The sequence below is a fragment of the Bacteroidia bacterium genome (assembly GCA_041391665.1).
In the GTDB taxonomy this organism is placed as follows: Bacteria; Bacteroidota; Bacteroidia; order J057; family J057; genus JAGQVA01.
In genome coordinates, this window is the sequence record JAWKNO010000002.1 from 824,554 (window position 1) to 839,088 (window position 14,535).

The window sequence follows — 14,535 nt, forward strand, 5'->3', positions numbered from 1 at the left end:
ATACAGGCAAAGATGGATAAGATAAACACCCAAAGCCTTTATCAGGCAAATGCACGGGGTTATTATGGTGAATTTGGCGGTGCCTTTATTCCCGAAATGTTGTTTCCCAATGTAGAAGAACTGCGGGAAAATTACCTGGATATTATTGGCGACTCTGGCTTTCAGGAGGAATTTTATGCATTGCTGAAAGATTATGTAGGAAGACCTACCCCTTTGTATGAAGCCCGACGACTTTCCGCGCTGTATGGTGCAAGAATTTTTTTGAAAAGAGAAGATCTCAATCATACCGGCGCACACAAGATCAATAATACGCTGGGGCAGATTTTGTTGGCCAAAAGATTGGGTAAACACAAAATCATCGCCGAAACAGGTGCCGGGCAACATGGCGTGGCTACAGCTACCGTTTGTGCGCTGATGGGCATGGAATGCATTGTGTATATGGGAGCGGTCGATATCGAAAGGCAAAAGCCCAATGTCCAGCGAATGAAAATGCTCGGCGCAACGGTCGTTCCGGCCACCAGTGGAAGCCAGACTCTGAAAGATGCGACCAACGAAGCGATGCGCCATTGGATCAACCATCCCCGCGACACGCATTATATTATTGGATCAGTGGTCGGTCCACATCCCTATCCCGATATGGTAGCGCGTTTTCAGTCGGTAATCAGTGAGGAAATGCGCCACCAACTCGCCGAAAAAACCGGTAACCCACTGCCCGATATCGTAATGGCCTGTGTCGGTGGGGGCAGTAATGCGATGGGTGCATTTTATCATTTTCTCGATGAGCCTTCGGTGCGCCTGGTGGCTGTGGAGGCTGCCGGACACGGATTGGCGTCCGGTCTTTCGGCTGCGACTACTTACCTGGGAAAGCCTGGTGTGCTTCACGGAAGCAAAACCCTGCTCATGCAGACATTTGATGGCCAGGTTGTAGAACCGCATTCTATTTCTGCGGGGCTTGATTATCCGGGGATAGGTCCTGTTCATGCGCATTTGTTCTCATCCGGTCGCGCCGGGTTTCAATATGTTACAGATGAAGATGCCGTAACAGCCGGTTATTTACTCAGTAGGATGGAAGGTATCATTCCTGCACTGGAGTCTGCACATGCCCTGGGCGCATTGCCTCAAATGACCTTTAAACCTGGGGAAGTTGTTGTCATTAACCTTTCCGGGCGGGGAGACAAAGACCTTGCCACCTACATGAATCATCAACCCAAATCGGAATGAACAATCGAATCACGAAGCTTTTTCAGGAAAAAAGCGGAGATATATTATCCATTTTCCTCACTGCCGGATATCCCGGGCTGGAAGATACTGCCCCCCTGATTCAATATCTGGCAAAGGCTGGTGTTGACATGATTGAGATCGGCATCCCTTTTTCAGATCCTGTCGCAGATGGCCCAACCATTCAGCAAAGCAATCAGCAGGCACTATATAATGGAATTTCTCTCCCATTGTTGTTTGAGCAGATTAAGGACATCCGCAAAACCGTAGATATTCCCCTGTTGCTGATGGGCTATATTAATCCTGTGATACAATATGGGGTGGAAAACTTTTGCCATAAAGCAGCTGAAGTCGGGATTGATGGCGTAATTCTGCCTGATCTCCCGATGGATGAATACCTCGAAAACTACCGTTCTTTGTTTGAGTCCTGTGGACTGTCAAATATTTTCCTGATCACACCTCAGACCAGCGAGGCAAGGATTCGGAAAATAGATGCAGAATCGCAGGGATTTATTTATGTGGTTTCCACAGATAGCACGACAGGTAAAACTGACGGTTTTGGACAGGCACAGCTTGAATATTTCGGACGGTTGTCTGCGATGAAACTGAAAAACCCTACACTTGCAGGATTTGGTATTTCCGGGCCTGAGAGTTTTCGGATTGCTTCTGACTATAATAAGGGCGCAATTATTGGAAGTGCTTTTATTAAGGCAATTTCTCAGGGTGCAGACGAAACAACGGTCCGGACATTTATCAACCAGATCCGCAATGTGTCCTGAATGTTATACTGAATAACCCCCAATTATCAGTAATAATTATTAATCAACTATGATCATTCATTTAGAAAACAAAATCTCTGAGGCCGCTCGTACGGCAATAGAAGAGGAAGTAAAAAAAATTGGCTATAAGGCCCGTGAAGTAAAAACCCAGGGCGGGCATTATCTGGTCGCAGTAGGCAAAAATGAAATCGATCCCCGCCGCATCGGTTCACTTCCCGGTGTACGCGATATCCACCGGATCAAAGATGATTATAAACTGGTTTCGCGTATATGGCGTGTAGATCCTACGGCTATTGATCTGGGTGATGGTGTGGTGATCAAAGAAGGCAGCTTCACCATGATGGCTGGCCCATGTTCTATCGAAAATGAAACACAGGTCAGAGAAATTATTGCCCACCTTGTAGAGCAGGGAATAAAAATCATGCGTGGCGGGGTGTATAAGCCGCGGAGTTCTCCCTATTCTTTTCGTGGATTGGGGATAGACGGGCTGCGAATGTGGTCCTCGATTGCGAAAGAATTTGGGATGAAAATCATTACCGAAGTCATGCAATCATCTCAAATTGAAGAAATGATGGAATACGTGGATGTCTTCCAGGTAGGAGCCAGAAATACGCAAAATTACAATCTGCTGGACGCTTTGGGGGAGGTCGATAAACCCGTACTTCTCAAACGGGGTATTTCCGGAACCATTGAAGAATTGCTTCACTCCGCGGAGTATATTTATTCGGGAGGAAATGAAAAAATCATGCTTTGCGAACGTGGAATCCGGAATTATGAAAATGCCTACCGAAATGTCATGGATATCAATGCCATTGCAATTCTGAAAGAAAAAACGCATCTTCCCGTAATCGCTGACCCCTCACATGGGATTGGCATTCGCAATTTTGTGGAACCCGTTGCTTTGGCTGCCATGATGGCGGGTGCCGATGGTGTGATTTATGAGATTCATCCTGTGCCGGAAAAAGCCGCATCTGATGGCCAGCAGACCCTGAATTTTTATGAATCTGCGGAGCTGATTCGTAAAGCCCGCGCGATGCGTAAACTCATCAAGGCAGATTTTCAGATATAAATGCGAATGGAGCATCTGCCCGCAATAGACAGTGTATTTATCAAGCTGGAAGTCAACCAGCAGCAATTATTGTATATCAGACTGAGCAAATCCGGCGCGATAAATCGCGCCGGTGACGGCTCTCCGGAAGATGCTTCCAGCATGTTTATGGGAAGTAGTCCCGAACCTTTTCTCGAAAGCTGGCTGGAACTGCTGCATGCCGATATCCTTGAAATCGCAGGCAGATATACCTTTCCCGACCCGAAGGGCGATGTATGTATTCTCACCCTTGCGCTGGAAGGCCCGGAAACCGATACCGGTTTTGAATTTACTTACGGATCGTTATCCGAAGGTCCTCCGGAGGATATCATAGAGCTGGTCGAAGCGGCGATGGCAATTACTGACGAATGGTACGAAAACCAGAAGTCTTCGCGCCAGCAAAAGCGCAAAAAAGGATGATTTTTCCCGGGAGAAAAAACTAAATTGCCCCATTCTTTAGAATAACTGGAATCTCCCGCATGTTTTCACCCCGCAATATTGCCATACTGGGCTCAACCGGCTCAATCGGTACACAGGCGCTTGATGTCATCAGCCGCTTTCCTGATTTGTTTAGGCCCGTTGTGCTCACGGCCCATGCCAATGTGGATTTATTGATCCGGCAGGCATTGATTTTTCGCCCTTTACACGTGGTAATTGGCAACCCCGTACATTATCAGCAACTGAATACCGCATTGGCCGGTACAGGCATTCATACGCATGCCGGAGAGGAGGCACTGGCTGAAACCATGACTTTACCCGAAGTGGATATGGTATTGACTGCCTGTGTTGGTTTTGCGGGTCTTCGCCCCACTATCCGTGCGATTCAAAGTGGTAAACCCATTGCCCTGGCCAATAAAGAGACGTTGGTTGTCGCCGGAGAAATCATTACCCGGCTCACAAATCAACACGGCGTCGCGATCATTCCGGTTGACAGTGAACATTCAGCGCTGTTTCAGTGTCTGGTCGGGGAAACTGGAAATCCGGTAGAAAAGATCTTGCTGACAGCTTCAGGAGGCCCATTCAGAGGGTTTAGCCATGATCAACTGACCAAAGTTACCCCTGCACAGGCCCTCAAACATCCCAATTGGGAAATGGGCGCAAAAATTACAATAGATTCAGCTTCTATGATGAATAAAGGACTGGAAGTCATTGAAGCCCGCTGGCTGTTTGACTTAAGCCCCGAACAAATAGAAGTAGTGGTTCACCCACAGTCTATCATCCATTCGATGGTACAGTTTGAAGATGGCAGTATCAAAGCTCAGATGGGATTGCCAGATATGCGCCTTCCTATTCAATACGCACTCGCTTACCCCCAAAGACTAAAGAACCCCTTCCCGAGATTTCATTTTTCCGACTACCCTTCGCTGACATTTGAAACAGTCGACACATCGGTATTTAAAAACCTTGGACTGGCTTTCCGGGCCATGGAAGAAGGGGGCAATGTACCCTGTATTCTGAATGCTGCCAATGAAGAAACCAACCGCCTTTTCCGGGAAGGCCGGATCTCCTTTACCCGGTTGGCTGACTTAAATGAGGCTGCGATGGAAAGTGTTCACTTCGTGACAAATCCCGATTTGAACGATCTGTTTGAAACCGATATTGCGGCAAGGGAGTGGGTAAACCAACAGTTTGAAACGAAATAACAGGAATTTTTTTATGTCAGAAAAACACACCTACAATTACGGATTAATCGGCAATTGTGCCTACCTCGCGCTCGTTGATACCGAAGCCAATATCGGCTGGTTATGCTGGCCAAAATTTGACAGTAGTTTTCTCTTCGGTGGTTTGCTCGATGATGAAAAGGGCGGAGAGTTTTCCATTAAACCTGCAACTGAAAACTATACCTCACATCAATATTATATTGAAAACACCAATATTCTGGTGACGGAATTTGACTGTGTCGATGGTAAGTTCAAAGTAGTGGATTTTGCCCCCAGGTTTCTGCAGTATGAACGTTATTACAAGCCATTACTTCTGGGCCGGAGAGTGATTCCCATTCAGGGTACCCCCAGGATCCGGGTAATATGCCGCCCACGTGGCGAATATGGGGAAGTGGTGCCTGAATTGTTATTTGGCAGCAGCCACCTCCGCTTTATGGGGCTGGAGCGCCAGGTACGCCTTACCACCAATATTGCGCTCAATTATATTTCGGAGGAAAAGGCTTTTATCCTCAATGAAAACAAACATCTCGCACTTACCTGGGGCATTCCGTTGGAAGCCGAACTCGAAACTACCCTGGAAACCTTTTACCAGAAAACTAAACTCTATTGGCAAAGCTGGGTGAAACGCACTTCCATTGGACAGTTTCACCAGGAAAAGGTAATTCGCTCCGCGCTGGCACTTAAGCTTCACCAGTTTCAGGATACCGGTGCCATTATCGCTGCGACCACCACCAGCCTGCCCGAATCACCAGGAAGTACCCGCAACTGGGATTACCGCTATTGCTGGATTCGCGATACGCATTACACCCTGAAAGCGCTTACCAACCTTGGGCATTTTACCGAATTGGAACAATATGCGCATTACATCGAAAATATCGCCCTGAATCTGGGGGAAAAAGATCGGTTTCAACCGTTGTATTCTATCACCGGAGAGGATAAACTGATTGAAAAAATTCTGCCCTTAAAAGGATATAAAAACAATACCCCTGTACGGGTTGGGAATCAGGCCTATGAACACATTCAAAATGATGTATACGGACAGGTACTGGTTTCCTTGCTCCCTCTATTTGTAGACAAAAGATTGGTTCAGGAAGACAAACAACACCTGCTACCACTCATTATGCGCATTCTCCGGCAGGTGGAGGCTACCATGTCAGAACCCGATGCCGGGTTGTGGGAATTTAGAAATAAATCACAGCTACACGCTTATACGTTTCTTTTTCACTGGGCAGGAAGCCACGCGGCACTCAAAATTGCCCGCCATTTCAATGATGAGGAAATGAAGGCACTGGCTGAAAAATTGATCAAAGAATCAACGGTTCAACTCGAAAACTGTTTTGATGCCGATCGCGGCGTTTATACCCAGGCCATCGGTACCAAAAATCTTGATGCCAGTTTGCTGCAATTGGTGACTATGAACTATCTCAATCCGGAAAGTGACCGCGCGCGCTGGCATGTGGAAGCATTGGAGAAAGAACTAAAAACAAAAGAAGGCCTATTTTTCCGATACAAGCATGCCGATGATTTTGGCGAGCCTGAGACTACTTTTCTGATTTGTGCGTTTTGGTATGTGGAAGCGCTGGCCTGCGTAGGTCGTCTCGATGAAGCAATCGAAATATTTGAAAGGCTGGTGGGGTATTCCAACCATCTGGGGCTTCTGAGTGAAGATGTAGATGCTACGGTTGGCAGCCAATGGGGCAATTTCCCTCAGGCTTACAGTCATGTGGGACTTGTCAATGCGGCTTTTGCTATTTCAAAGCGGCTGGACACACAGCCATTTTTATAATTATTATCTATGAAACCTGTTTTTTTTCTGCTTCTCTTATCCTGTTCCTGTAGTTTATTTGCCCAGGAAATACAGCCTGACGCATACTGGGACTTCGAATCACCAACATGGGAAGCGGGAAAAACGGGTAAATCCAGATGGCAGGCAGATCCCGGGATGAAGATACTGGGCGAAAACCCTGTGGTAGGAAATTATCTGTCTTTTGGGGCAGATAAGTCCCGGCAGATGTCTGCCATCGTCGATTTTGATCAGGCCATTTCCATTGAATTTCTGTTTAGGATCAGAAAAGGTGAGATGAACCCGTCCTGGCGGTTTTTCTGGACGCAGGACAATGGCCTATTTCTGATGATGAGCGCAAAGGAACTAAGGTTTGAGACGTGGGTGAAACCCGCTTCGGGAGAATCTGTTCCAGACCGGTTAAGTATTCCGCTCAATGGGGCCGGGCCTTTTTCCCTGGGCTATTACACCGATGGAAACTGGCATCATATGGTGTTTAAATACCATGCCGGAAACGGTACGAAAGAAATTTGGGTGGACGGTGAAATGCCTGAGGGTTTTTCTTCAAACGTACCAACTAAAGGTCTGATCTGCCGGAATGCCGTTTGTTATAAACAGATTTATTTTTCCGACAGAGGAGACGCCGCAAAACAATATTTTGTGGGTGATCTCGATGAGGTGGCTATATACAATCAATTCATTCCTGCTACCCTGCATCGCAAACATTATAATGAATGCAGAAGTGGAAAACACTATTCTTTTCAGAACGACCGCAGTGTAGTCATCCCCCGGCAAAAAGAAAAAACGGAGTCTGTCGATCTTCGGGAATATGCGCCGGGCCATCCTGAAGTAACGATTTCACCTGTGGCCCAACTCCAGTCCTTCCCGCTGCCCCGGTTTTTGCCGGGGAATGGGTTGCGACGAAATTTCAACTGGATGGGTATGACCTACTTTGCCGAAGGAAATTTTCCGGGAGTAAGTCAGGCGCAGTCCTGTGCCAACTCTGTGGCTATTCAACAAGAGCTGGGAAGTTACTGGAACTATATGCTGGTGCTCCAAAATACTCTTGGCGCTTCGCGTGAAGCCAATCTCAACAATCCGGTCGCCTATGAAGCGGCATGGATTAAGCTGGCAAATGAACATCCCGAAATACCTTTTTCCATAACCACCATCTGGCCGCAGGTGAGGCTGACAGATGGGGGTGAAAAAGAACCTGATGCCTTCATTCGTAGAAAAAATCTTCCGCCTGCGTACTACCTCCGCGATGCAAAAGACAATATTCTTGACAGAGGCGGTAACTTCAATACCAAAAATCCGCAAATCAGCCCTGCGGCTCCTGACGATTTATTTGTCCGCGATGGGCAGGTGCAGCGTCAATACCTGATCCGGATATTGAGCAAACTTACCCGTCCTATCGATTTCATTAATGAAAATGGGGAAGTACCGCCATTGCCAATCGAAGGATCTGTTATGGAAAAAAGCCCTTCGGTGGTCGCTCATAAAAATGCTTCGGGTATAACTGATTGGAACCAATATCAGGCCCGGCAGAAAACCCGGTTTCGCAAGGCTTACGCCGACCAGTTTCTCTCACTTCCTCAGTTGAAAAACACGACCTTCTCATGGTATGGCGTGGATGCCGGCCCGCAAAATCTCGACCGGTTTGAATGGTCTGAAGCGCGGAAAATAGGCGATCTCATCAACGGACAATACTATTCTACCCCCGATTTTTATCCCCGCTGGCCGAGAAACTGGGAAAAATGGTCAGGCCCCTGGCGTGGCTGGGATTGGATAAGAATCTGCCGGGAAACGGAAATCGCCGCCGGCGATCGGTTGTTTTCTCCTTTTGTCGGAGCCGGATGGGAGAAAAATCCGGAAGAAAATGTTCGCCCCTCACAATGGCTGGGGCTGCTGAAAAATCTGGGCGTAGTGGGGGCTGAGTTTTTCTACACGGGCTTTTTTAATGAATCTCAATGGCCCAATCTTGCCAATCCCCGCAATTATGCCTGGCAGGCAGTTACACCTGTCTATGCTCAGGCAATCACCAGCCGCTATGAAGACATTCTCCGGCATGGGAATGCACTCAAAGATGAAAAAGGCGTTCCGGTAATCCGTCATTGGGCCGGCGACCCGAGGATCCTGGTGACAGTGAGAAAACACGACTCAAAACGTCTGTATGTAATTGCCGGTAATATCAACCCCAACAGCAATCTCAAAGGCAATGTGGAAGACAAAAAAATTGCAGTTATTGAGCTGGAAGGGGAAACGCTGAAGTTTGAAGTGCGAAGGCAGGGAAGCGTTTATATCTACGATAAGACTGTGGCGGGTAAACCTGTTTTTTACCAATTGGATGCCTGGCATGAATCCGGTCATCCTTCCTGGTGGTCCAAAAGTTTTCTGTTTGATGCTGAGGTGTTTGACGATGGGAAAAATATCACCATTCAAACGGAAACCGGCTTGTCGGCTCCGGGCGATTTTTCTGTATTTACCAGCTATTGGGCTACAGCGTCAGGAAAAGGCTGTGCAGAATATATCTTTGCTCCCAGGACTAAAGATCAGGAGAATCTGTATCTGCGCCTTCGCGCAAGGTCTGCTGATGGGAAAACCACGGGGGTAAAAGTGTTTCTCGATGGTAAGTCTGTGGGGGAAATTTCCTGCATCAATACCCGCGACTGGCAATGGACGGAAAACTGCGACGGGCAAAAATTATTGCTCACTAACCTTTCTCATGGCCCCCATAAACTTGAACTTCGTGCGATAAACGCCTCGCTGCAACTGGATCAGTTTGAGCTCAAAACCCGGTAGATTTCTTCTTCTGTATATCCCAGATCCTGTAGTAGTTGCCAGGAATGCTGGCCCAGGTGGGGTGGGGGAGTCAACGATTTTTGTCCAATGCCCTGCCCGGCAAATGTGCGCAGCCCCAGCCATTTTTCGTCCTTCAATATCATCGGGCCTGCAATGGGGATCGAAAAAACGTCTTTCATATCATTCACTGCCCCTGCCGGTACTTTCGCATTCAGTAATAGCTGGAGCAAATCATCCCGTTTGTACGCAGAAATTTCAGGCGTAATCCATGCCATTACCTGTTCCCGAAGGCGTACCCTTCCCGCATTGGTAAACATCTCTTCCGGAGGCAGAATCCCCAGCACATTGCACAAAGCCAGAAACTGGGCGTCTGTGCCTACTGCCAAAACCAGTTGTTTGTCGTCAGCTGTGGTAAAAATGGTACCGTAAGGAACGATGTTGGGATGCTCAGAGCCCGATGGCTGAGGCATTATACCGGAGTTGAGCCAGTTGGTAGCCTGGTTGGCGAGGGCTGTAATTCCGGATTCGATCAGGGAGACGCTCACCTTCCCTCCCTTTCCGGTTTTCATTCGCCGGATTAAGGCCAGTAAAATAGTTTCTTTCAATTGATGCGCCGCCAGGAGATCCATAAGTGCGACGGGCATTTTTCCAATGTTTCCAGGTGTGCCGTTGAGGTAGGTAAAGCCACTTTCCGCTTGTATAATGGCATCGTAAGCAGGGCGGGGGTCATCGGGGCCGTAGCCATTGATTTCAGCACAGATCAACCGCGGATTGATCTTCAACAGTGTATCGGCGTCTAAAAGTAAGCGTTGGGATGTGCCGGGGAGAAAGCTGGAAATAATAATATCCGCAGTTAAAGCCAGTTTGTAGATCACTTCACGGCCTTCAGCAGATTTTATATCCAGAGAAAGGGATTGTTTCCCCCAGTTTACTGCACTGAAGTAGGCTGTAATATCAGAGGATGCTGATTCTGCTGCGTGTCGCCAACTGCGCGTAACATCGCCACCGGCCGGATTTTCTACTTTGATGACTCTTGCGCCCAACTCAGAAAAAAACATGCCTGTCGCTGGCCCTGCCAGCACACTGGCGAGCTCAATAACGGTAATATCTTCCAACATTATTTTTATCGGCGTTTATTCGACGGTCCTCAGTCTTGCGTAGGTTATGGGCGGCTGGATCGTGTCATCTACCCGTGTTTCAACCATATGAGTAAACTCACTGAAAAATCTGGATAGCTTTCCATAGCTTACCCCTTTTTTACGCAACAGGATACCTATTTTCGCAAGGTTTGCCCATCCGGCTTCATCTGCGGAAACCGAAAGAACTTCTCGTATAATTATTTCAAGTTCTGCTTTATCCATAATTATTTCTATCTGGGGGAAATCAGAACAAAGTATTAAAATGAACGAATTTTCAACTTATTACAATAGTAAATAAGTTCATGGCAACATGCAATACCCAAATGGGATAAATCTGTCTAATGGTCTATTTGTTGGCAGGACTATTTATTTATGGAATATTTTTTTTATTTAAGTTTTTCCTGCATTTCCTGTACAGCCTTTTTTGCATCGGCAAAATCAGGTTTGCTGTTGAGTGAAAGCTGGTAATAATAAAGTGCGGTTTTAAAATCTTTGAAGTATTCGTAGGAAGAGCCCAGCATAAATGCCGCCTGGGCGTGTTTGGGATTATTTTTCAGGCATTCTTCAAAATCTTTCATGGCTTCCTGATATCGGTCGGCAAGAAAGTAACAATACCCCCGGTTGTACCAGGCCTGCGCATATCCTGGGTCGCGGTTTATAGATATGGTATATTCAGCTACGGCTTCATTGATCCTGTTGCGAAATGATTCCATTTGCGCGTCATTGTACACTTTCATTGCTTTTCGGAAATACTCATTTCCTTTGTAAAACCTGGCCAGAGAATGTCCGGGATGTGCTGCCAACAGTTGATCGAGGTATTTGATGGCTTCGGTTTCATTCTCATAATGTTCGAGATAAACATCGTGGAGGCGAATGAGGGCCCGGTCATAACCCGGATCCAGCTCCAGCGCGCGAAGATAAGCTTCGACTGCTTTTGAGTAAAGCCGGCGATTTTCTTCGAGATAACCCCTGGCAAAAATATAGAGCGGATCATGGTCATTGAGCTGCGCCGCTTTGTCGTACATTTCCAGGGCTTTTTCGTTTTTCCCCTGGAAAAAATATATCTGCCCCATCTGATAAAATGTCTCCGGACTTTTTGAACCGAGGCCGGCTGCGGCCTGGTATTCGGCCATAGCTGTTGCCGTATCATCAATGGTAAAAGCAAAAAATCCCCGCCAATAGTGGAGATCTGGACTGTTGCGAAACAATGTGATACCGGTTTCAATATCTGCAATCGCCTTTTCCAGGCTGTCTAGTTCGTAGTAGGTTACGCCCCGCTGTTGGTAAAGGGTATAATCCCGGGGATTATATTCTATCTGTTGGTTGAGCGATAATAAGCGAACCTGGGGATCTTCGGCAGCAGAATCTGAGAGAAAAGCCGGAGCGGTTTCTGTGGTTGTGGATTGATTTTCCGGATCTTCTTTGCACCCGACGGTAGTGATGGCGATTCCCCAGCTCCAGATCGCTAACCAGAAAAAGTATCGTCCGTACATAATTTTTCCATTTTATTAGGTGCGAAATTAGTCGATAATGACAATCCTTCCAATCTTTCGGCTTTCGGGAGTGAGTTTTATGCGATCCGAAATTCTGTATTCAGAAAGAAAAATAACCCCTCTTTGGTCTTCCAGCACGATCGCTCTTGCTTTGGCCAATGGGTCAAATTTTTCATCAATAAATATGTCGCTGAGTTTTTTGTGGCCTTTCATCCCCAGTGGTTTCATTCTGTCTCCCTGCTGCCAATGCCTGATAGTTACCGGGAAATGTATTTTTTCTATATCCAGCAGATATTTCCCCTGAATAAAAACCTCTGCAGCTGGTGATAGCGTTTCCGTTGTGAAAGATACTTCCCGACCATCAAAATGGATGGTCTCTGATTGGGGGAAGTTTTCCAGCTTCAGGGGAGTTGCTGCTTCCACTTGGCCTGGTTTTACCTGAAAAAGCAGGCCGGAACGGGTGCGGGTCAGCCTGGCGGACTTTGTTTCCATCCTTTTACCCGGCTGACTATCTATCAGCCGGATGCACTGTTCGATTTCATGGCCGTGCAACCCCCATTCGGCGACAACCTCAGCAAGGAGCACAGGCAGATGTTCGCGGCCAAATTTATTTTCAAATGGCCCCCAGTCGAGAGAAATGACTTCTTCTGAGATGGTAATCAACTCTTTCCGGTGCTGTTCGATGATTTTTCTGATGAAGGCATGTTGCTGCTGATACCACTTGAGCCGGTTTTTCAACTGATTTTCAAGGTCCGGATTAATGTTTTTCAGATAGGGAATAATCTGGTTGCGGAATTGATTGCGGGTATAATCATTTTTTTCATTGGTATAGTCAAGAGAATATGCCCATCCGGTTTCATTTATTGCGGCGAGTATTTCGATTTTTGAAATTTCTGTCAATGGGCGGATATACGGCCCGCGTTTTATGGGGATACCGTGAATAACCGATTCGCTATTGCCTTTTACCAAAGACATCAGGATAGATTCTGACTGATCATTGAGATGGTGAGCTGTCGCACAGCAGTCGTAGTTTTCTGTGGTAAGGACTTGGTCAAACCAGTCATAGCGGATATCCCTGCAGGCGACCTGTAGCGATACATGGTGTTTCAGGGCGTGTTGTTTAGGGGTAGCATGGCAGATAAAAGCCGGAACATTCCATTGGCGGGCGTATTGTCTGATGAGCAATTCTTCATTTTCTGAATCTTGTCCCCGGAGGTGGTAGTTGACATGTGCAAGGCCGATTGCGTAGCCCAACCTATGGAGAGCACCTGCAAGAAATACCGAATCAGGGCCACCACTTATGGCTACAAGTACTTTTTGTCCCGGGAGGATCAATTCATAATTCTGGATGGTTTGGGCGAGCCTTTCTAATAGTTCCTGCATCTGAAATAAATCATATACGAAGGTAAGTAATTTCCATTAATGAGCCTTCCGGCTATAAAAATGGAACAATTTTCCAAAAATCTTACGCAAATGGTCAACACCGGATATACCCGGTTTTTGACTGTTCGTGAAAATCGTATTTGTAACCATTTTCCGTACTATCCGTTCACTTAATCATTTAGGGTAAATATTAACATCGTGTTAAACTTTTTAAGTAGTTCATAAACAGCTAGTTAGCATTTCTGATTTTGGCTGTATTTGGTATTTTGTGCATCGACAATGATAATATCGGGTTTTATTCGTCAAAACAGCATTACCGAAAATGACTCTTTTTTGCCCCGAATCCCTACATATCGGTGAATCATTGGGTATTTGGAACAGTAATTGTCATTGGTATATTAAGCTGCTGTTAAGACCCAAAATTGTTTCATTTTATGACCATTTATTTTGTATGAAAGCACTCTTGTTATCTTTTTGTATTTCATCCTTTTGGCTCAACTTTAACCAGGAAACTCAGACTGCTGATATCAGTAAATTTACCGGTGTTTGGGTAAACACGCAACCCGGCGCTTTTTTGCCAGAGATTGAAGTCCTTGCAGAAAACGAATTACTGTTTATCCAGGCGAAAGGAAACTGTATCGATGATGATTGTGTGTGGGGAAAGGCCGAAGCAATGCCGGTGTCTTTTGCCGCTGACGGGCGGTCTGATGAGTTTCTTTCGGTCGTTTATCGAAATACCAACCGGGAAGTTGTGATAGAAATGGCTCCTTCAGGGGAAGATATGACGGTAAGGGTAAAAGAAATATTGTTGAAAGACGACGAGAAAATTTCCAAAAACTATTTATATACCTTTCTGAAAAGAGATAAATCCAGTCAGGAAGCAGTTGAACTGGGTTCTATTTCGGGAAGTGTTTTTGGAAACGCAAAGAGCACCGCAGGTATTTTCCGTATTTCATTGTACGGACCAGACAATGGCAATCAGTATATCTCCACTCACAATTTTAGTCAGGGGCAAGAATATCGGTTTGAGCATTTACCAGACGGAACCTATATCGTCATGGTAGAGGCCAGAGGATCGACAGCAATTGAAGCAAACCCTTCTTTTGCAAAAGTATTGATCAAGAATGGCGAAGCACTGACTCACAATGTAGAACTTCGCTAATATTCTCTCGTCTCTATACATCGTAATA

General features: G+C 46.4%; 12 protein-coding genes. 8 read left to right on the top strand and 4 right to left on the bottom strand.

Features of this window, described 5'->3' with window-relative positions:
- Positions 1-12 precede the first annotated feature (12 nt).
- Genes trpB through R3D00_15075 form a run of 7 tightly spaced genes read left to right on the top strand, consistent with a single transcriptional unit; the run spans position 13 to position 9,330 of the window.
- Positions 13-1,221 carry a tryptophan synthase subunit beta gene (gene trpB / locus R3D00_15045; GenBank protein ID MEZ4774499.1) on the top strand — a complete coding sequence of 403 codons (1,209 nt, stop codon included), beginning with the start codon at positions 13-15 and terminating at the stop codon, positions 1,219-1,221.
- Positions 1,218-1,997 (top strand): tryptophan synthase subunit alpha, encoded by a 780-nt coding sequence (gene trpA / locus R3D00_15050; GenBank protein MEZ4774500.1) that lies wholly within the window; start codon positions 1,218-1,220, stop codon positions 1,995-1,997. Before trpB ends, trpA begins: the two co-directional genes overlap by 4 nt.
- A 49-nt stretch (positions 1,998-2,046) precedes the next feature.
- Positions 2,047-3,066, top strand: coding sequence for a bifunctional 3-deoxy-7-phosphoheptulonate synthase/chorismate mutase (locus R3D00_15055; protein ID MEZ4774501.1), 1,020 nt, complete (start codon positions 2,047-2,049; stop codon positions 3,064-3,066).
- Positions 3,067-3,072: 6 nt separating this feature from the next.
- A complete protein-coding gene (locus tag R3D00_15060) occupies positions 3,073-3,504 on the top strand; it encodes a hypothetical protein (protein ID MEZ4774502.1) in 432 nt (143 codons plus the stop codon).
- A 59-nt stretch (positions 3,505-3,563) separates the two neighbouring features.
- Complete coding sequence (locus R3D00_15065) at positions 3,564-4,727, top strand: 1-deoxy-D-xylulose-5-phosphate reductoisomerase (protein MEZ4774503.1); 1,164 nt, start codon at positions 3,564-3,566, stop codon at positions 4,725-4,727.
- Positions 4,728-4,740: 13 nt separating this feature from the next.
- A complete protein-coding gene (locus tag R3D00_15070) occupies positions 4,741-6,531 on the top strand; it encodes a glycoside hydrolase family 15 protein (protein MEZ4774504.1) in 1,791 nt (596 codons plus the stop codon).
- Positions 6,532-6,540: 9 nt separating this feature from the next.
- A complete protein-coding gene (locus R3D00_15075; protein ID MEZ4774505.1) occupies positions 6,541-9,330 on the top strand; it encodes a LamG-like jellyroll fold domain-containing protein in 2,790 nt (929 codons plus the stop codon).
- Here R3D00_15075 and R3D00_15080 read toward each other — a convergent pair.
- The 4 genes from R3D00_15080 to tilS form a co-directional block, all read right to left on the bottom strand.
- Positions 9,306-10,448: a CoA transferase gene (locus R3D00_15080; protein ID MEZ4774506.1), complete on the bottom strand. Its 1,143-nt coding sequence runs from the start codon at positions 10,446-10,448 to the stop codon at positions 9,306-9,308. The genes R3D00_15075 and R3D00_15080 overlap by 25 nt on opposite strands.
- A 15-nt stretch (positions 10,449-10,463) precedes the next feature.
- Entirely contained in the window at positions 10,464-10,691 is a 228-nt protein-coding gene (locus R3D00_15085) for a hypothetical protein (GenBank protein ID MEZ4774507.1), read from the bottom strand.
- 164 nt (positions 10,692-10,855) lie between these two features.
- Positions 10,856-11,962, bottom strand: a complete 1,107-nt coding sequence (locus tag R3D00_15090; protein ID MEZ4774508.1) for a tetratricopeptide repeat protein — start codon at positions 11,960-11,962, stop codon at positions 10,856-10,858.
- 27 nt (positions 11,963-11,989) lie between these two features.
- On the bottom strand, positions 11,990-13,345 hold the full coding sequence (tilS, locus tag R3D00_15095) for a tRNA lysidine(34) synthetase TilS (protein ID MEZ4774509.1): 1,356 nt from the start codon (positions 13,343-13,345) through the stop codon (positions 11,990-11,992).
- A 451-nt stretch (positions 13,346-13,796) separates the two neighbouring features.
- Here tilS and R3D00_15100 point away from each other — a divergent pair, with 451 nt between their 5' ends.
- Positions 13,797-14,507 (top strand): hypothetical protein, encoded by a 711-nt coding sequence (locus R3D00_15100; protein ID MEZ4774510.1) that lies wholly within the window; start codon positions 13,797-13,799, stop codon positions 14,505-14,507.
- The last annotated feature ends 28 nt before the right edge of the window (positions 14,508-14,535 follow it).